Source organism: Azonexus sp. (genome assembly GCF_047638095.1).
Lineage (GTDB): Bacteria > Pseudomonadota > Gammaproteobacteria > Burkholderiales > Rhodocyclaceae > Azonexus.
On record NZ_JBLJBW010000044.1, the window covers coordinates 1 to 18,801 of the forward strand.

16 protein-coding genes are annotated in these 18,801 nt (G+C 61.2%); 3 read left to right on the forward strand and 13 right to left on the reverse strand.

Annotated elements, in window-relative coordinates; all coding sequences use genetic code 11:
- From ACM62Q_RS10725 to rplM, 8 genes are all read right to left on the reverse strand, one after another.
- The coding region (locus ACM62Q_RS10725; RefSeq protein WP_415036391.1) for an alpha-2-macroglobulin family protein at positions 1 to 3,683 on the reverse strand (3,683 nt) is incomplete at its 3' end.
- Positions 3,684 to 3,780: 97 nt separating this feature from the next.
- Positions 3,781 to 4,455, reverse strand: a complete 675-nt coding sequence (locus tag ACM62Q_RS10730; RefSeq protein WP_415036393.1) for a sulfite oxidase heme-binding subunit YedZ — start codon at positions 4,453 to 4,455, stop codon at positions 3,781 to 3,783.
- Positions 4,452 to 5,303 (reverse strand): HDOD domain-containing protein, encoded by an 852-nt coding sequence (locus ACM62Q_RS10735; RefSeq protein WP_415036395.1) that lies wholly within the window; start codon positions 5,301 to 5,303, stop codon positions 4,452 to 4,454. The genes ACM62Q_RS10730 and ACM62Q_RS10735 overlap by 4 nt, the downstream gene beginning before the upstream one ends.
- A gap of 77 nt (positions 5,304 to 5,380) precedes the next feature.
- The gene (erpA, locus tag ACM62Q_RS10740) at positions 5,381 to 5,728 is read right to left on the reverse strand and encodes an iron-sulfur cluster insertion protein ErpA (protein WP_415036397.1); all 348 of its coding nucleotides are present in this window, start codon (positions 5,726 to 5,728) and stop codon (positions 5,381 to 5,383) included.
- 36 nt (positions 5,729 to 5,764) lie between these two features.
- Positions 5,765 to 6,175 (reverse strand): bactofilin family protein, encoded by a 411-nt coding sequence (locus ACM62Q_RS10745; protein WP_415036399.1) that lies wholly within the window; start codon positions 6,173 to 6,175, stop codon positions 5,765 to 5,767.
- Positions 6,176 to 6,217: 42 nt separating this feature from the next.
- Complete coding sequence (locus tag ACM62Q_RS10750; protein WP_415036401.1) at positions 6,218 to 6,949, reverse strand: DUF6776 family protein; 732 nt, start codon at positions 6,947 to 6,949, stop codon at positions 6,218 to 6,220.
- A gap of 104 nt (positions 6,950 to 7,053) precedes the next feature.
- Complete coding sequence (gene rpsI, locus ACM62Q_RS10755) at positions 7,054 to 7,446, reverse strand: 30S ribosomal protein S9 (protein ID WP_415036403.1); 393 nt, start codon at positions 7,444 to 7,446, stop codon at positions 7,054 to 7,056.
- A 9-nt stretch (positions 7,447 to 7,455) separates the two neighbouring features.
- A complete protein-coding gene (gene rplM, locus ACM62Q_RS10760) occupies positions 7,456 to 7,884 on the reverse strand; it encodes a 50S ribosomal protein L13 (RefSeq protein WP_415036405.1) in 429 nt (142 codons plus the stop codon).
- Between the two features lie 627 nt (positions 7,885 to 8,511).
- Here rplM and ACM62Q_RS10765 point away from each other — a divergent pair.
- Positions 8,512 to 8,946, forward strand: coding sequence for an OsmC family protein (locus ACM62Q_RS10765; protein WP_415036407.1), 435 nt, complete (start codon positions 8,512 to 8,514; stop codon positions 8,944 to 8,946).
- Between the two features lie 42 nt (positions 8,947 to 8,988).
- Here ACM62Q_RS10765 and coq7 read toward each other — a convergent pair whose 3' ends face one another.
- Genes coq7 through ACM62Q_RS10780 form a run of 3 tightly spaced genes read right to left on the reverse strand, consistent with a single transcriptional unit; the run spans position 8,989 to position 10,669 of the window.
- The gene (gene coq7, locus ACM62Q_RS10770; protein WP_415036409.1) at positions 8,989 to 9,612 is read right to left on the reverse strand and encodes a 2-polyprenyl-3-methyl-6-methoxy-1,4-benzoquinone monooxygenase; all 624 of its coding nucleotides are present in this window, start codon (positions 9,610 to 9,612) and stop codon (positions 8,989 to 8,991) included.
- A 2-nt stretch (positions 9,613 to 9,614) separates the two neighbouring features.
- On the reverse strand, positions 9,615 to 10,148 hold the full coding sequence (locus ACM62Q_RS10775; protein WP_415036411.1) for a CNP1-like family protein: 534 nt from the start codon (positions 10,146 to 10,148) through the stop codon (positions 9,615 to 9,617).
- Positions 10,145 to 10,669 (reverse strand): RNA pyrophosphohydrolase, encoded by a 525-nt coding sequence (locus ACM62Q_RS10780; protein ID WP_415036413.1) that lies wholly within the window; start codon positions 10,667 to 10,669, stop codon positions 10,145 to 10,147. The genes ACM62Q_RS10775 and ACM62Q_RS10780 overlap by 4 nt, the downstream gene beginning before the upstream one ends.
- 138 nt (positions 10,670 to 10,807) lie before the next feature.
- Here ACM62Q_RS10780 and ACM62Q_RS10785 point away from each other — a divergent pair, with 138 nt between their 5' ends.
- Positions 10,808 to 12,553 (forward strand): proline--tRNA ligase, encoded by a 1,746-nt coding sequence (locus ACM62Q_RS10785; RefSeq protein ID WP_415036415.1) that lies wholly within the window; start codon positions 10,808 to 10,810, stop codon positions 12,551 to 12,553.
- The gene (locus tag ACM62Q_RS10790) at positions 12,541 to 13,146 is read left to right on the forward strand and encodes a transglycosylase SLT domain-containing protein (protein ID WP_415036417.1); all 606 of its coding nucleotides are present in this window, start codon (positions 12,541 to 12,543) and stop codon (positions 13,144 to 13,146) included. Before ACM62Q_RS10785 ends, ACM62Q_RS10790 begins: the two co-directional genes overlap by 13 nt.
- 106 nt (positions 13,147 to 13,252) lie before the next feature.
- Here ACM62Q_RS10790 and ACM62Q_RS10795 read toward each other — a convergent pair whose 3' ends face one another.
- Both ACM62Q_RS10795 and ACM62Q_RS10800 read right to left on the reverse strand, forming a co-directional pair.
- Entirely contained in the window at positions 13,253 to 14,806 is a 1,554-nt protein-coding gene (locus tag ACM62Q_RS10795; protein WP_415036419.1) for a diguanylate cyclase, read from the reverse strand.
- An 8-nt stretch (positions 14,807 to 14,814) separates the two neighbouring features.
- Positions 14,815 to 18,801, reverse strand: a 3,987-nt coding sequence (locus ACM62Q_RS10800) for a beta strand repeat-containing protein (RefSeq protein WP_415036421.1), incomplete at its 5' end; no start/stop codon positions are given.

The window sequence follows — 18,801 nt, forward strand, 5'->3', positions numbered from 1 at the left end:
GTGCTGGTGGTCTGCTCGGTGCAGCCGTAGGGGTAGGTGAGCAGGCCGCGCACGGCGCTGCGCACGTCGATGGGCGGTTGGTCGGAAACGGCGAGATTGGCGCTGACGGTTTGCGGCAGGAAGCCGCCAAGTTCGCTTTCCTGGAGGGTCAAGCTTTCGCCTGCTTCGACGATGTGGCGTCGGGTCAGATTTTGCCGTGGCGTCGGTGCTTGCACCTGCAGAGGGAAGCTGCGGGTGAGCTTGCTGCGCGGGCTGTCGATGCGGACCTGGACTTCGGTCAGGCCGTGTGCCGAGCCGGCTTCGAACGGGATGCGCACGGTGCGTTTTTGTTGGTCGCGCAACTTGATTTTCTGCGTGGCGTCGCGGATCAGCAGGCCATCGGCATTGCTGACATGGATATTCACTTCCTGCTCGCTGCCGGCCAGATTGTGCACGTCGAGCGCGAGTAGCGCAGCGTCGCCGATGGAGAGGAAGCGCGGCGTGGCGAGTTCGACCACCAGCGGCGCGGCGACCGTGACGTCGGTTTCCTGCATGCCGAAACGCCCGGCGCTGCTGGCCACCGCCATCAGGCGCAGGCTGCCGTTGAAATCCGGCACCGGCAGGCTAATTTCGGCTTCGCCCTTGGCGTCCAGTGCCACCGGGCCGCTGAACAGATCGACCAGCCGCACTTTCTTTGGCAGGCTGCGCGTCGCCTTGGGCGCGGCATCGCCGCCCCATTTCAGCTTGCCTTTTTGACCGGCCATTTTTTCGATCAGGCGGCCATAGATGTCGTACAAATCCTGGCCGTAACGCAGCTTGGCGAAGAAGAAGGCGAACGGGTCGGGGCTTTTGAAATTGGTGATGTTGAGAATGCCGGCGTCCACCGCCGAGAGCGTGACCATGGCCTGCCCGTCCGTGGCTTGCGGCACTTTGATCTTGACCTTGAGCGGGCGATCCGGCTCCATCTTCTGCGGCGCATCGAGGCTGACCGTCAGCTTGCGCTCGTCACGCGTCAGCGGCAGATAGGCAATGCCCAGGGCGCGCGCCGGCGTCACCTTGCTGCCGCCGTTGCCCGGACGTAGCACCAGGGCGGTGACGTAAAGATCGTGACGTTTCCATTCCGGGGCAATCGGCAACTCGATGCTGCCGCCTTCGCGCGGCAGGCTGATGCGCTTCGACCATAGCAGGCGGTCGCCTTCCACTGTGATCAACGCCTCGCCGGCGTGCGGCGGGGTGAGCGTGAGGCGGGCGGTTTCCCCTTCGCGGTAGCTGGCTTTGTCGAATTTCAGCGCCACTCGATCCGGGCGCACGCCCTGGCTTTCGTCGTCTTTCGCGAACCAGCCGGCGTAGAAGCGGTAGCGGGTGACGAGTCCGTTGGCCGGGTTCAATACTTCGACCCGGTAGCGCCCGTATTTCACCGGTAGCGCCAGTTTGCCGCGCCCGCCGGCGGGAATGTCCAGCTTGCTGCTGGCGACCAGTTCATCCGTTTCGCTAAAGCCGGAATGCCAGCCACGCTGGTCGTCGAAGCGCCAATACCAGTCACGGTTTTCGCGGAAGATGCGCACCGGCAGGGCGGATGCGCCGTACAGTTTGCCCTCGGCATCGGCCAGTACGGTTTCAAATTCGGCGATCGAATTTTCGCGTGCGTATTCGCCATTGAATAGCGGGCGCAGGCCGACCAGTGCCGGGGCGGGCCACCAGGTGCGTTCGACGCTACGGATCACCGGGCGGCCGCCACTTTCCAGCAGGCTCAGCGTGGCGCGTACGGTGAAGGGCGAGCGGCGATTTTCCAGGGTGGACAGATCGACCTCCAGTTGCGCCTTGCCCTGCTCGTCGAGTGCGCTTTCCTCGAGTTCCTGCCGCTGGCGGACGTTGGCCTCGTCGGCATCGCCGAAGATGAAGCCGGGCAGTTTGCTGGGCAGCGCCTGCGGATTGGGGGCGGTGTTGACCACGCCGAGCAGGCGGTTGCCGGCGGCAGGTGCGCCGTAGAGGTAATTGCCTTTGATTTGCAACGGCCAGCCGCTCCCTGCTGCCAGTGTGCCGGTAGCGGCACCCAGATCGAGTTTCATGCGCTCAGGGAGAAATTCTTCGACGTTGAAACTCAGGCGGGTACTGGCTTGCTTGGCGGCGGGGTCGCCGCGTAATTCCAGCCACCAGGTGCCGGTGGCGGCATCGGCGGGCAGTTCGATTTGTTGTTGGTAATAACCGGAAAATTTGCTGTTGACCGTCCAGTTTGCCGTCCATTGGGCTTTGCCGTCCGGGCGGCGCAGCAGCGCCTGGATCGGCTGCGCCGGCAACGGCTGGCCGTCGGCATCGCGGGCCAGCACGGAAACGCTGAAGGTTTCGCCGGGGCGGTAGAGATTGCGCCCGCTGTAGGCAAAGAGGCGGATGGGGGCGGAAATCAGGCCGCTGGTGGCGAACTCGGAGAGATCGAGCGCCGGCTCCTTGAGGGCGATCAGTGACAGTTGCTCGCCCTTGCGCGCCATGACGACACGCGCACTCTGCGGCTGCTCGGCAAAGGCGGCACGCCCGTCGCCGTCGGTTTTGGCCTGCGCCAGCAGCTTGCCATCGGCGGACAGCCAGGACACTTCAACATCGCGCACCGCCTTGCCGTCCACCAGGGAACTGACGAAGGCGTCAGCGCTGCCGGCGGCGTGCTTGCGCAGATGCAGACCGAGGTCGCTGACGTAGAAATAGGTGGTTTGCTGCTCGCTGCGGAAACGCTTGGGCTGCGACATGACGGCGATGTAGACGCCGGGTTCGCGCAGTTCGGGAATGCCCTCGACCGGGATGAAGGTGACGCTGCGCCGGTTGGCTTTTTGCTCGGTATTGAAGCGCCCGGCGAAAACGCTCTCCGTCATCTTGTGCAGGCGATCGAGCGTCCAGCTGTCGATCGCGCCCTTTAAGTCGGTGCGTTCGTAATAACCTTCGTTTTCTTCGTCGCCCGTGTCGCCCGTGTCGCCCGTGTCGCTTGCGCTGTGCGCCGAGGCCGCGCGCTGCGTCACCTTGTCGAGAAAGGCCGGCAGGGCATCGGCTTTGACTTTGAGAAACTGGATATCTACTTCCGGCACATTGACGGTGGTCACCGGTAAACCGCCGTTTTGCCCTGCCGGGAGAACGATGCCCCGGCTGGAAAAATAAAAGCTCGGGGCGATGGCTGCCGTGCGCACGGCGTAGCGCTGTTCTGTGGCGAGGGTTTTGCCGTTGCGCGCCGCCAAGCCATTTTGGACCCGGATCAGGTAACGGGTTTGTGGTTTGATCCCGGGAAAGAAAATCAAACGGGGATTGTCGCCCACGACCCAGGCACCGCTGACCGGTTTGCCGCCCTCGAGCTGGGTGTCGGCGCTCGCCGTGCTGACTTCGCTCGAAAGCGTGGAATCGTTGCCGTCGTAGCCGTCGCTGTCCGCCTCCTGCATTTGCCGCAGATCCTCGGCGCGTGCCGGCATTTCCAAGACCTGAATGAAATCGCCCGCCTGCCTGCGGGCATCCAGCGGCAGGCTGAAACTCAGGGCGAGCGCGGGGGAGCCGTCGAATTCACGGTGCGCCGCGTCGATGATTTCAAATGCGCTGTTGTCATCGTCGACCAGGCGCGCTGCCTCCTTTGGTGCTTGGCCGGATTGGATGAAGAAACCCAAAGCCAGGGCTGCGCCCATCAGGAGGAGAACGAGCAGATTACGGGCGGCGAACGGGCGGGGTGTTTTCATGGCAAAAAATCCCTTGAGTAGCGTTGTGGCTATGCAAATGCTGTTATTTGCTGGGCATGATACCCGAGCGCCTCGCGGACCAGAGATTCTTGCTCGTCTACTTCGGTCGCTGCCGGTAAAACTGGATGGGTTTGGTCGTGGCGGCCGGCGTCGCTATGGCGCTTTCTGCTTGCGCCTTGCGCCGGCGTTCCTGGATGCGCCACCACAGAAGCAGGCCGAGGAAAACGCTGTAAGCCAGCGGCAGCGGCCAGTCGGCAACGGCAGTCTGGCCGAGAAAGTGCAGGCAGGCCAGAATCGAAATGGGGTAAATGTTGCGCTGCAATTCCTGCCAGCGCCGCCCCCCCAGGCGATGTACGGCGTAGTTGCTGGAGGTGGCGGCCAAGGGGATGAGGAGCACGAAAGCCAGCAGGCCGGCGAGTATCATCGGCTCGCGGCGGATGTCCTGCAACATGCTCAAGATGCTGAAATCGTTGTTCAGACCGGCGAAAGCCAGAAGATGCAGGCAGGCATAGAAAAAAGCGAACAAGCCGAGCATGCGGCGTAGGCGTTGCAGCCAGTGCAGTTGGGTGAGTGCACGCAAGGGGGAAATGCACAGGGCGAGCAGCAAGAAGTGCAGCGCCCAGCGCCCGCTGTTTCCTTGTACGGCTTCGATCGGTTCGCTGCCGAGTAGGTTGTGCTCGAAATCCCACCACAGGAGGCAGGCCGGCAGCAGAGAAAGGCAGAAAACGAGGCACTTGGCCAGGGCAAGCGGTGGCGTGGCGGCAGTTTTCATGCGTGAAAACTGAGAGAGGCACGCACGGCGGCGATATCTTCTTCGGCCTCGGCGATGAGATCATGAAAACGTTCTTGATCCGCCGCCCGTTGTGCCTGGCTGGCGGCGTCTTCAGGTTCTGGCATTTTCCACTGGCTGTCATCGCCGCCCAAAAGATTGGCGAAATAGAGCACATCGCGCACGGTGCATGGGGTGTCGACCTGGCGCAGATGCTCGTGGTCGCGCACCGCATCGCAAATACGTTCAGGAATGCCGAGCGCGTGCAAGAGGCTTTCTCCTATCCCCTCATGCCAGCCTTGAATCAGCTCCAGCACGGCGGGGCGGTTTTCCTGGTATTCCGCGTATTCCGAGGCGCGGTAGAGCAGGTAGAAAATGCCAATGTCGTGCACCAAGCCGGCCATCATCGCATCATCCGGGCTGATACGCCCCAGGCGGCGTGCCAGAACGCGGGCAATGGCGGCAGTATGGATGGAGTGCGCCCAAACCTGCTGCGCCAGATCCTGATAGGCCGCGAGATTGCGCGACTTCAGCATTTGATCCATCGCCACGGCGAGCGACACGGTGCGTACGGTATCAAAGCCCAGACGTTGCACCGCGCTGCCCAAGTCGGAGAGGGTTTTGCCGGAAGGGTTGTAGCTCACCGAATTGGCCAGTTGCAAGAGTTTGCTGGCAATCAGCGGCTCCATGCTGACGGCGAGAACGATTTTGTCGATGCCGACGTTCGGGTCTTTCAGTGTATTACGCACCATCAAGGCGGCATCCATGCAGGTCGGAAAGTTGACGTCGCCCGACAACTCGCGGGCGATGTCTTCAAGGAGCCGGAAGTGAAGGTTGTTTTGTGCGTACATGCGGTCAGCGTAAGACAAAAACGGGAGCCGGTGCGTGCTGCGCTAAGCGGCTGCCGTGTTTAGGAAAAGCGCAGCGTTCAGGCCGAGAAAGACGAGCCGCAGCCGCAGGTGGAGGCGGCATTGGGGTTGCGGATCACGAATTGCGAGCCTTCCAGACCGTCGGTGTAGTCGATCTCAGCGCCAACCAGGTATTGATAGCTCATCGGATCGATGAGCAGCATCACGCCGTCCTTTTCCATGGTGGTGTCGTCTTCGGCCACTTCTTCGTCGAACGTGAAACCGTATTGAAAGCCGGAGCAGCCGCCGCCGGTGACGAAAACACGAAGTTTCAGCGCCGGATTGCCTTCTTCTTCAATCAGTTCTTTGACCTTGTTGGCGGCGTTATCGGTAAAAACGAAGGGATCAATTTTTTCAGCGGCACTCATGGGGTTCTCCTAAGTGAAAGTGGATTATCGTAAAAGCTAGACCGGGTCTGCTTGGTCTGTTGCGCCGGGTTTTGGTTCCGCTGGCGCTGCGGTATGGATTAAACGCCCTTCGATGACGGCCCCTTGGTGCATTTCGATGCTGGCGTAGGAGACATCACCGATGATGCGCGCTTTGGGCTGCATTTCCAAGGTGTGCTCGACATGAACCGGGCCGACGATGGTGCCGTTGAGCACCAGATGGGAGACGTTCACGGCACCCTCGACCCGCGCCTGATCGCTGACCACGAGCGTTGATGCGGCAGCGGCGACGGCTTCGACCGCGCCGTGAATTTCGCCGTCGACGCGCAAGCCGCCCGTGAAATGCACCGTGCCTTCGATGCGCGTGCCGACGCCGATCAGGCTGTCGATCCGGCCGGGGGTAGGCGCTTTGTTTTTTATTCCGAACATCGGTCTTCCTTTGTTTTTCAGGGGCGAGGTATGAAAACGAGTTCAGCTCTTGCCATTGAATGAAATCTGCTCTTCTGCTTCCAGTTTGCCGGCGCGAGTGATGCGCGCATGGGCCGAGAGTAAAGTGCTGTTCGCCGGCAGTGTCATGCTGCCCTCCTGGCGCAGAAAATTGCGCACTTCAAAGATGTTGCTTTGTTCGGCAGGAAAGCGCATTTCGGCATTTTCCCCGGAACTCTTGCGGTAAACGAGCGTAATTTGGTAACGGCCACGGAAAAACTCGCCGCGCTGCGCCGGCTGAAAAGCGATCAACAACCGGTAACGGTAACGCCCGTCGCTGGTTTCTGGCGTGAGGCGGAAGTTTTCGATGCGCAATTGGGCCGTTTGTCCGCTAGCGGGAATCAGGCGCTCGAAAATCAGCATGTCTTCGCGTAGCGCGGCATTTTCCGATTCCAGGGCGGCAATGCGCGCCAGGAGTTGTTGCTGGGCGGCGCGCTCCATGCTGACCGCGTTTTTGCCGGTGCCGACCGAGCCGCGCAAGAGGCTTAATTCTTCGTGTTGTTCTTTCACGCGTTGTTGCAATTCGCCGAGTTGGCCGCTGTTGGCAGCGTGTTCGCGGACCGACCAGAGCAAGGCGAAAAGTGCTACGGCCGCCAAAGCAACCATGCTCAACAGCCAATGCCGCGGATACGCCGTGCGCACGACGACGCGCGGCGCAGTGATGCCAAAGCGGTGGCGAAAACGTTTCAGGCGCAGGCTGATGGCTGGCGTGGGCATTAGGGCAAAGTGAGGCGGGGGGCCGCGAAGGTTTCGATCATAACGCGGATACGGAAAAACAAAAAACCGCCCGGAGGCGGTTTTTGCGAGCAGTGCGCAAGGTATTAACGCTTGGAGAACTGCTTGCGACGGCGGGCTTTGTGGAAGCCGACCTTCTTGCGTTCCACTTCGCGTGCATCGCGGGTGACGAAACCGGCTTTAGACAGCGTCGGTTTCAGTGTCGCGTCAAATTCGATCAGGGCGCGCGTGATGCCGTGGCGTACCGCACCGGCCTGGCCGGATTCGCCGCCGCCGACGACGTTGACCTTGATGTCGAAACCTTGCAGCTGTTCGACCAGGGCCAGCGGCTGGCGCACGATCATGCGACCGGTTTCACGCGAGAAGAACTCGTCGACCGGCTTGCCATTCACGGTGATGGCACCGGAACCGCGCTTCATGAACACCCGTGCCACCGCGCTCTTGCGGCGGCCGGTACCGTAGAAATAACTTTCAGCCATGATGACCCCTTAGATTTCCAGAGCCTTCGGCTGCTGGGCAGTGTGCGGATGCTGGTCGCCGGCGTAGCACTTCAGTTTCTTGAGCATGGCGTAGCCCAGCGGACCCTTCGGCAGCATGCCCTTGACGGCTGCTTCGAGCGTGCGGGCCGGGAAGCGTTGCTGCAGTTTCTTGAAGTTGGTTTCGTAGATACCGCCCGGATAACCGGAGTGGCGGTAGTACTTCTTGTCTTCGGCCTTGTTGCCGGTGACAGTGATTTTTTCGACATTGGTGACGACGATGTAATCGCCGGTATCAACGTGCGGGGTATAAATAGCCTTGTGCTTGCCACGCAGGCGGCGGGCAATTTCGGTGGCGAGGCGGCCGAGCACCTTGTCTGTGGCGTCTACCACAAACCACTCGCGCTTCACCTCATGTGGCTTGGCGGAAAACGTTTTCATGTGTGCCGTCCTGAAAAATGGGCGCAGATTTGAGAAAGCCGTGGATTTTACGTGCGGTTTTTGTACGTGTCAATCAAAGCCCAGAAAAAAGTGCATATCAAAGACCTGGGTTCTTGCGTCCAGGTGCGCATTGTTTTGGGCTGGTTCAGGCAAAAAAAACGCGGCCCGTGAGCCGCGTTAAATCCACACCAAAAGAGGAGGGTGGAGGAGACAATCGGAAGTCGCTCGCCTTACTGCTAAATTGCTTGCGACTCGAACGGTTCCCATTGTGCAGGAAAAATCCTGCCCCGGCAAGAAAAATTGTGCGCCGCACCAAGTGACTGTTTATATGCCTATCTTTGTTTTTAATGCAATTTAATTAATTGAATTATAATAATAATTAATTTTATTGGTAAATTAGTGTCGGATAGATTAATGGGCTTGCTGGGCGCAAGGTAGAGGGTGCATTCGTTTGTTTTTGTTGCTGTGCAGCAATCGTTCGTGCGATGCGAGTCGGTGGTATGCCCGCTTGCTGGCCGGCAGGAGCAGCGTCAAAGCGTCTTCTGAGGTGTGTGGCTGTTCGCCAGGCGATGAAGGCGAGCGGCGGGGGTTCCTCATTTAGAATTCGTCTTTTCACGAGGAGGTGTTATGGATTGTGTGGTGCGCTGGGTCGGGGCAGATGCCGGCATGTCGTTCATGGCGGAAACCGGCAGCGGACATGCTCTGGTGATGGATGGTGCGCCGGAAGCCGGAGGGCGCAATCTGGGGCCGCGCCCGATGGAGCTCTTGCTGGCCGGTGCCGGTGGTTGCAGTGCCTTTGATGTGGTGATGATTTTGAAAAAGAGCCGCCAAGCCGTGAGCGCTTGCGTGGTCAGCTTGTCCTCGGAACGCGCCAGCGAGGATCCCAAGGTCTTTACCAAGATCCATTTTCACTATCGCGTGACGGGGCGCAAACTGAAGCCGGAAGCCGTGGCGCGAGCGGTGGAGTTATCCAAAACCAAATATTGCTCGGCATCCATCATGCTCGGTGAAACGGCGGATATCACGGCCGACTACGAAGTCGTCGAGGAAGGCGAAGGCTGAAGTAAGACGTGCGCTTGGGGGCTGTCTGGCCTGCTTCAAGCCTCAAATATGGTGCGCGATGCGCGTCATGACGCCTGCCATGGCGCGCATCGCGCTTTGAACGGACGATGGCAGGGTGGCCGCACCGTAAGCCTCCGCCATGTCGGCGTGGTGTGCTTCGTCGCTGCGCATTTGCGCGACGATGGCGCGTGAGCGCAGATCATCCGCGGGCAGACGCTCTAGGTGGCTGGCCAGGTGGGCTTCGACTTGGCGCTCTGTTGCCGCCAGAAAACCCAGGTTCCAGCGATCCCCGAGTATGCCCGCGCCGATACCCAAGCCGAGCGAGCCGATGTACCACAGGGGATTGAGCAGGCTGGTGCGCCCACCCAGCTGCTGTAAACGCTGTTCGGTCCAGGCCAGATGTTCGGTTTCTTCCGCGGCGGCTTCTTGCAGCGCCGCGCGTACGGCAGGTTGCCGGGAAGTCAGCGCCTGGCCTTGGTAGAGCGCTTGCGCGCAGACTTCGCCGCAGTGATTGACGCGCATCAAGCCGATGGCCAGGCGGCGTTCTTCTGTGCTGAGTTGCGTTTCCGGCGCGGCGCTGCCCGGTGAGGGGCGGGTGCTGCGGGCGGGGGTGGCGAGGGTGCGCAGGGCGCGATCGAAGGCCCCGATGAGTTGATCGAGTTGCATTTTCAGTAGTAAATCCGGTCCGGGTGGCGCGGTCCGCTGCGTAGGCTGTTCAGCACGAGCTCGCGGTTACGGGCGATGACGCCGCCGGGGCAGAAATGCTCGTCATACAGGGCAGCGTGCTGGCGATTGACCGGATTGTTGCTGATTTTTTTCCAGCTGGGGTTGCGCGAGGGGGTCCATTGGCCGTCCGGGCGGCCGGTGGCGTAAATGCGCCGTTCCCCGCTTTTGCAGCGTATGCCTTCGTAGCTGACATTGTGCGCGCCGCCCGCCGTTTCGATGATCAGGATGTAGCGCACGACGCCGTCTGCATCGACGCTCAGGCTGGCGGTGTCGATGAAAAATTGGTTGTGCGTGCCGGAACTGACATAAAACGATTGCCGATTCGCCGTTTGCGGGGCGGCCGGCAGGGCGATTGATTTTTCCTGCCAAGGCCCCTCTTCCTCTTCGTCAAAAGCCAAACCTGGGGGGTTCAAGGCAAAGAGCAGGGCGGCAAAGAGCGGTGCGCTCAAGGGTGAGGGCAAGCGGGCGCAGATCATGGGGCGATGTCCGTTGTTTTAGGCGCGCGCAGATGGCTGGGCAGGTAGCCGGGTTCGAGAAAACGCACCAATTCGCGCAAGGCCTGTTCGTAGACGCCGCGCTTGAATTCGATCACGCTGTCGAGCGGAATCCAGTAGTCGTGCCAGCGCCAGGCGTCAAACTCCGGTTTGTTCGTGGCGCGCAGACAGATGTCGCTGTCGCGTCCGGTCAGGCGCAAGAGGTACCAGATCTGTTTCTGGCCTTTATAGGAACCGCGCCATTCGCGTTTGATCCATTGTGTCGGCACTTCATAGCGCAGCCAGCCCTTGGTTCGGCCGAGGATGCTGACGTGTTCTGGGCGCAATCCAACTTCTTCATGGAGTTCCCGGAACATCGCAGCCTCCGGGGATTCCCCGCGCTTGATGCCGCCTTGTGGAAACTGCCAGGAATGTTCACGGACGCGTTTGCCCCAGAAAACCTCATTTTTGGCGTTGCATAGAATGATGCCGACGTTCGGGCGAAAGCCTTCGCGATCGAGCATAAAAAACCTGCTGTAAATATTGGGTTGCCCCGATTCTTTCACAAAGGGCGAAGGCATGCAAAGCGGCGGGCGCAGCCGGGCCTTATTCTTGGGCGCGGGCGGTGTAAAATCGAGGTTTTACGATTTTCGAGATTGTTTATGCGCACTTCGCAATTTTTCTTCACCACTCTCAAGGAAGCTCCGGCCGACGCCGAAGTCGTCAGCCAGAAATTGATGCTGCGCGCCGGCTATATCAAGCGCGCGGCGGCCGGGATTTATACCTGGATGCCGCTCGGGCTGCGGGTGTTACGCAAGGTGGAAAACATCGTGCGCGAGGAAATGAATGCCGCCGGGGCGCAGGAGCTCTTGATGCCGGCGGTACAACCCTTTGAATTATGGGAAGAATCCGGTCGCGGCCCGGCCTATGGTCCGGAATTGCTGCGTTTCAAGGATCGCCACCAGCGCAATTTCGTCATTGGCCCGACGCACGAGGAAGTGATTACCGACGTGGTGCGCCGCGACGTGAAAAGCTATCGTCAGTTGCCGATTCATCTCTATCAGATCCAGACCAAGTTTCGCGATGAAATCAGGCCGCGTTTCGGCGTCATGCGCGGGCGCGAATTTCTGATGAAGGACGGCTATTCTTTTCATGCCGCATTTGACGATCTGGTGCGTGAATACGACAACATGTATGCCACCTACAGCCGCATCTTTACCCGCCTGGGCCTGAAATTCCGCGCCGTGGCGGCGGATACCGGGGCCATTGGCGGTGATGGTTCGCACGAATTTCACGTGCTGGCCGATTCCGGCGAAGACGCCATCGCCTTCTGCCCGGATTCCGACTACGCCGCCAACGTCGAACTGGCCGAAGCCGTCGCCCCGGCGACGCCGCGCGCTGCGGCGCAGCAGGCGATGCAGAAAGTGGCGACGCCGGGCAAAACGGCCTGCGCGGACGTGGCGCAGTTTCTTGGCGTCGATCTGTCGCGCATCGTCAAGGCGATCGCAGTGGTCAATGCGCCGGAAGCGGGCGAAAAAACCTTTGCCCTGCTGCTCTTGCGCGGCGACCACACACTCAATGAAATCAAGGCGCGCAAGCTGCCGGGGTTGGGAGATTTTCGCTTTGCCAGCGATGAGGAAGTCCGTGCTGCCCTCGGCTGTCTCCCCGGCTACATCGGCCCGGTGGGCGTGAATGCTAGCAAGCTCAAGGTTTTTGCCGATCGCGCCGTGCTGGCGATGAGCGATTTCGTGTGCGGCGCGAACGAGGCGGGCTTTCATCTCACCGGCGTCAATTTCGGGCGCGACCTGCCCGAGCCGACGGGGCATGATCTGCGCAATGTGCTGGCGGGCGATGCTTCGCCGGATGGTAAGGGGGCGCTGGAGTTATGCCGTGGCATCGAGGTCGGCCACATCTTCCAATTGCGCACGAAATACGCCAAGGCGCTCAACTGCGCTTTCCTGGACGAAAACGGCAAATCGCAGATCATGGAAATGGGTTGCTACGGCATCGGCGTGTCGCGCATCGTCGGCGCGGCCATCGAGCAGGGGAACGACGAGCGTGGCATCGTGTTGCCGGCGGCGATTGCGCCTTTTGCGGTTGCCATCGTGCCGATGGGTTATCACAAGAGCGAGGCCGTCAAGGCGGCGGCAGATCAGTTGTATGGCGCGCTGCGCCAAGCCGGCGTGGATGTCGTGCTCGACGACCGCAACGAGCGCCCCGGCGTGATGTTCGCCGACATGGAATTGATCGGCGTGCCGCATCGTGTGGTGATCGGCGAGCGGGGTTTGAACGAAGGGCAGTTTGAATACAAGGGGCGTAGCGAAGCCGAGGCGACGCTGGTGGCGGCGAGCGGTTTCACCGCCTGGTTACAGGAAAAGCTGTGCGAGGAAAAGCTGTGCGCCGCCTGAGCGCCATTCTTCTCTTGGTCTGCGCGCCGCAGGTTTTTGCTGGCGCGCAGCAATATGAACCAATGGCCGCCAGCGTGCGTGCGGCGCTGCATAAGGCGGTGTCGGATGCGCGCCCGGCGACGAGTTCCTTCAAATCGCCGCTGGCGGCAGCGGATTGGCTGGCCGCCATGTCGCCACGTCTGGAAAAACGTCTGCCAAACCGGGAATACCGCCTCGATCTGTTGCGCAGCGTGCATTACGAAGCCACTCGCGCGGGCTTGGATCCGCAGCTGGTGCTGGGTTTGATCCAGGTCGAATCGGGTTTTCGCAAATACGCCGTTTCTTCCGCCGGGGCGCGCGGCTACATGCAGGTCATGCCGTTCTGGGTGAAGGTGATCGGCCAGCCGGAGGATTCCCTGTTCGACTTGCGCACCAATCTGCGCTACGGCTGCACTATTTTGCGTCACTATCTGGACATCGAAAAAGGCGATCTATATCGCGCCCTCGGGCGCTACAACGGCAGCCTCGGGCGGCCTGAATATCCAAACATGGTGCGCGCTGCCTGGGAGCGCCACTGGGCGTATGGCTCGCCGGCGGCGCTGGCGCAGCAGTAATCGGGCTGTCTTGGTGTGATGGTCTGTGCGCCTGCGCGCCAAGCTTTTCAAAAGGTTTTTGCAGGGTAAGCGCCCAGTTTCTACGGTGTATATGACCGTACAAGAGCTAACACGAGTCTTTTTGCAGTAAATCCTCATACGCGGTGACTCGGTTGCGGCCGTTTTGCTTGGAGTAATACAGCGCCTGGTCGGCCAAATCGATGACGGAGTCGATGTTGCTTTTGCGTACACCAAGTTGTTCTATGCCAAAGCTCATGGTAATGCGCACATTTTTTTGGTCTCGCAGGGTTTGACCGAGATACGCTTCAATCTCGGCACGCAGGCGCTCGGTAATCTCGCGCGCTTGGGTGAGATGAGTGTTGGGGAGCAGGATGCAGAATTCTTCCCCGCCAAAGCGCGCCAACAGGTCATGGGGGCGCAGCCCGCCAGCCAATGATTTGGCAGTGGCTTGCAAAATCAGGTCGCCGCCGGCGTGGCCATAGGTGTCATTGATGCGCTTGAAGTGGTCAATATCACACATCACGCAGCAGACGGTTTGGCCATTGTTTTCCGCATCGGCGATCAGTTTGGTGCTTTCAGTTGCAAAAGCGCGCCGGTTCAGGCATCCGGTGAGCGGGTCGCGGGTCGCGAGCACGATCAGTTCCTCGTTCTTGAGGCGAATTTCTTCGCGCGAGGCTTCCAATTCCGACATGGTTTTCAGCAAACTTTCGGTGCGTTCGTGGAGTTCGGTGATGTTGGATAAGGTCACCAGGCAGCCACGGGTTGTCTCATTGCCGTCGCTGATGGGGGAGCAATTCATTACGGTGTGCACTATGCCGTTGGGCGTATCGAGTTCCAGGTTCAGGCCAAGTTTGGGTTGGTTGGTTTGCAAAACCAGGTGCCAAGGAGGGGGTGCGTTTTTTTTCTGCAACGCGGCCATGAGCCATTGAAGACTATCGAGGGAGCGGCCTGTTAAGGGAGCGTGGTCGCCCGTCATGGTGCCGAAAGCGCGGTTGGCCAACATCACTTTGCTCTCGGTATCTAATACCAGAATGCCTTCGACCAAGATATCCAGCGCCGCGCGTACCCGTTGCGGAACGACACGACTCGGGTCGAGATATACCATGGCGCGCCGCAGGTAGAGTTGGAATGTGGCAAAACCCAATGCTGCCAGTGCCAGAAAACTTAACACCAGCGGTTGGCGTAACCAGGCTAACACGCTGGTCGGAAGCACTGGGGCAAAGCTCAGTTGTAATTCACCCCAGGGTTGGCCGTTGGCGGAGAGCGTGCTGCGCATGTTCTCTAGTGTGGACGCTGCCTCAGGCGCGAGTTGCCAGAATGCTGCATGGCCGGGGGTGGAGATGATACGACCGTCATGGATGACTACGGCAGCTGACAAGATGTTGGGATGTTTTTGCAAAGACTGAGCCAAGACTTGGGGAAGCTGGCTTGTGCCTTGCGTTTGCAGGGCGTAGGCGACCTGGCCGCTCATTAGTTGCAAGGCCAGCTTGCGTTCATGACGCGCCCGTTCTGTCGGGTCTGGTATCAGCCCCCCTGTGAGCATGTTGACTACGAGAATCAACATGACCATTAACGCCACCATCCCCAGCGCCACTCTGGAAGCAGGGTTGCCGAGCCAGCGCAGGAGGCGTGGGCGCCAGTGCTTGTGCGGTGGTGTCATGGGTGGGCTCACGATAGTTCTTCCACGTTCTGATCGCTACGTTGCTGGCCGGTACGCGCGCGGATCGAAATGTCTTCCTCGTCCGGTGCGGTGTCGTCATCTTTTTTACCGCCCAGTACCGGCAATATGTCCAGGCTGCGCCAGGCGGGCGTGGATGCCAGAAAACTGGCCAGCAACATGCTGCTGTGTGCGGCCCACGCCAACAGGCCAAGCGACACGGCGATGCCAGCCACGGTGATGTTATCGAGCCGTTGCAACGGTGTGTGCGAGAGGGGCCAAAGTTCCTCGCCATCGTCGGTTGAGTGTGTGCTGCCGTAGCCGTGCAACTGTTGCAGGGCGAATGACATATCCTGAAGTGCATCGTTCAGCATATTCTCGGGAATTTCGATGTCCAGGTTCGACTGCCCATCTGCCATGCTTTCCAGTGTGTGTCTCCATGTTGGCGTCGATTCCTGCCACTGAACCAGAGTCAAGCGAGATTCGTCACTGATGGAATCGTGTGCGCTGACGTCTTCAGGTAGAGGGAAGGCATTGTTTTCCCTGACTGGCGGCGTACCCGACGATGTGTCTGAAGGTGTTTCAACCGGCGTTTGGGGTAGGGGGGAGGGGGCTGGGGTGGGTACTGGATTGGGCGTTGGGTTGGGCGTTGGGTTGGGCGTTGGGTCGATGCCAGGGTTAGGCGCTATCTGATTGCTGACTGGGCCTACGGTGGCACTGATGAGTGACTCTTGGGTGCCACCGCCGTCGGTATAGCGAATCTGTACGGAAATATGCGTTCCCACATCTGTATCGATGAGGGTGTAAGTTGTCGCTGTGGCACCAGAGATGGGGGCACCGTCGCGATACCACTGATAGCTGAACGGCCCCAGGCCGTCGGCATCGGCAACGGTGGCGGTATTGGCCGTCAGCGTCTGGCCCTTGGAGGGCGAGCCATCGATCGTGACCTGGCCGGTGGGTGCGCTGTTGACGTTGGTCACCGGCCCCACGGACGCGCTGGTGAGCGACTCGTTGGTGCCACCACCGTCGGTGTAGCTGACCTTGACGGAAATGTTCTTGCCCACATCGGCATTGGTGAGTGTGTAACCCGTGCCCGTGGCACCGGAAACCGCCACGCCATCGCGATACCACTGATAGCTGAACGGCCCCAGGCCATCGGCATCGGCAATGCCCGAGGTATCCACACCCAGCGTCTGACCCTTGGAGGGCGAGCCCGTGATCACCGGGAGGCCGGTGGGAGCATCCTGCTCGGGCGTGACGGTGACGCTGACCACCTGGGTGCTGGAATTGCCCAGCGCATCCATGAAGGTGACCGTGAAGCTGTCCGCGCCGCTGAAATCCGCCTTCGGCGCATAGCTCCAATGGCCGTTGCTATCGATGCTGGCCGTGCCATTGCCCGCCTGGCCGGAAACACTCCAGGGCGTGCTGGCGTGCTTGCCATCGAGATCGGTGAAGGTCAGCTGGCCGGTGATGGCGCCGCCATCCTCGGTGCCCGTGCCGGAAGTCTGGCCGCCGATGGTGGTGGCGTTCTGGCCAATGGTGACCGTGACAGTGGCCGTCTCGGGTGTGCCATCGGCACTCTTGACGGTGTAGGTGAAGGTGTCCGTGCCGCTGGTGCCGGCCTGTGCGGTATAGGTCAGCGTGCCGTTGCCGTTGATGGTGACCGAGCCCTTGGTGCCCTGGGAGGTGCCGGTGATGGCCACGCCCGTGCCCTCGAACGCATCGTTGGCAAGCACATTGATGTTCACGCTCTGGCCGGCGGTGGTGCTGGCGCTGTCGTCAAACGCATCCTGCTCGGGCGTGACGGTGATAGAGACCACCTGGGTGCTGGTATTGCCCAGCGCATCCATGAAGGTGACCGTGAAACTGTCGCTGCCGCTGAAATCCCCCTTCGGCGCATAGCTCCAGTTGCCGTTGCTATCGATGCTGGCCGTGCCATTGCCCGCCTGGCCGGAAACACTCCAGGGCGTGCTGGCGTTCGGGCCATCGAGATCGGTGAAGGTCAGCTGGCCGGTGATGGCGCCGCCATCCTCGGCGCCCGTGCCGGACGTCTGGCCGCCGATGGTGGTGGCGTTCTGGCCAATGGTGACCGTGACGGTGGCCGTCTCGGGTGTGCCGTCGGCACTCTTGACGGTGTAGGTGAAGGTGTCCGTGCCGCTGGCGCCGGCCTGTGCGGTATAGGTCAGCGTGCCGTTGCCGTTGATGGTGACCGAGCCCTTGGCGCCCTGGGTGGTGCCGGTGATGGCCACGCCCGTGCCCTCGAAGGCATCGTTGGCGAGGACGTTGATGATCACGCTCTGGCCGGCGGTGGTGCTGGCGCTGTCGTCAAAGGCATCCTGCTCGGGCGTGACGGTGATGGAGACCACCTGGGTGCTGGAATTGCCCAGCGCATCCATGAAGGTGACCGTGAAACTGTCCGCGCCGTTGAAATCCCCCTTCGGCGTATAGCTCCAGTTGCCGTTGCTATCGATGCTGGCCGTGCCGTTGCCCGCCTGGCCGGAAACACTCCAGGGCGTGCTGGCGTGCGGGCCATCGAGATCGGTGAAGGTCAGCTGGCCGGTGATGGCGCCGCCATCCTCGGCGCCCGAGCCGGACGTCTGGCCGCCGATGGTGCTGGTGTTCTGGCCAATGGTGACCGTGACGCTGGCCGTCTCGGGTGTGCCATCGGCGCTCTTGACGGTGTAGGTAAAGGTGTCGCTGCCGCTGGCGCTGGTGCCGGCGGTATAGGTCAGCGTGCCATCGCCGTTGACCGTGACCGCGCCCTGGGCGCCCTGGGTGGTGCCGGTGATGGCCACGCCCGTGCCCTCGAAGGCATCGTTGGCGAGCACGTTGATGATCACGCTCTGGCCGGCGGTGGTGCTGGCGCTGTCGTCAAACGCATCCTGCTCGGGCGTGACGGTGATGCTGACCACCTGGGTGCTGGAATTGCCCAGCGCATCCATGAAGGTGACCGTGAAACTGTCGCTGCCGCTGAAATCCGCCTTCGGCGTATAGCTCCAGTTGCCGTTGCTATCGATGCTGGCCGTGCCATTGCTCGCCTGGCCGGAAACACTCCAGGGCGTGCTGGCGTGCTGGCCATCGAGATCGGTGGCCGTGAGCTGGCCGGTGATGGCGCCGCCATCCTCGGCGCCCGTGCCGGAAGTCTGGCCGCCGATGGTGCTGGTGTTCTGGCCAATGGTGACCGTGACGCTGGCCGTCTCGGGTGTGCCGTCGGCACTCTTGACGGTGTAGGTGAAGGTGTCCGTGCCGCTGGCGCCGGCCTGTGCGGTATAGGTCAGCGTGCCGTTGCCGTTGATGGTGACCGAGCCCTTGGCGCCCTGGGTGGTGCCGGTGATGGCCACGCCCGTGCCCTCGAAGGCATCGTTGGCGAGGACGTTGATGATCACGCTCTGGCCGGCGGTGGTGCTGGCGCTGTCGTCAAACGCATCCTGCTCGGGCGTGACGGTGATAGAGACCACCTGGGTGCTGGAATTGCCCAGCGCATCCATGAAGGTGACCGTGAAACTGTCGCTGCCGCTGAAATCCGCCTTCGGCGCATAGCTCCAGTTGCCGCTGGCATCGATGCTGGCCACGCCGTTGCCCGCCTGGCCGGAAACACTCCAGGGCGTGCTGGCGTGCTGGCCATCGAGATCGGTGAAGGTCAGCTGGCCGGTGATGGCGCCGCCATCCTCGGCGCCCGTGCCGGAAGTCTGGCCGCCGATGGTGGTGGCGTTCTGGCCAATGGTGACCGTGACGGTGGCCGTCTCGGGTGTGCCGTCGGCGCTCTTGACGGTGTAGGTGAAGGTGTCCGTGCCGCTGGCGCCGGCCTGTGCGGTATAGGTCAGCGTGCCGTTGCCGTTGATGGTGACCGAGCCCTTGGCGCCCTGGGAGGTGCCGGTGATGGCCACGCCCGTGCCCTCGAAGGCATCGTTGGCGAGCACATTGATGATCACGCTCTGGCCGGCGGTGGTGCTGGCGCTGTCGTCAAACGCATCCTGCTCGGGCGTGACGGTGACGCT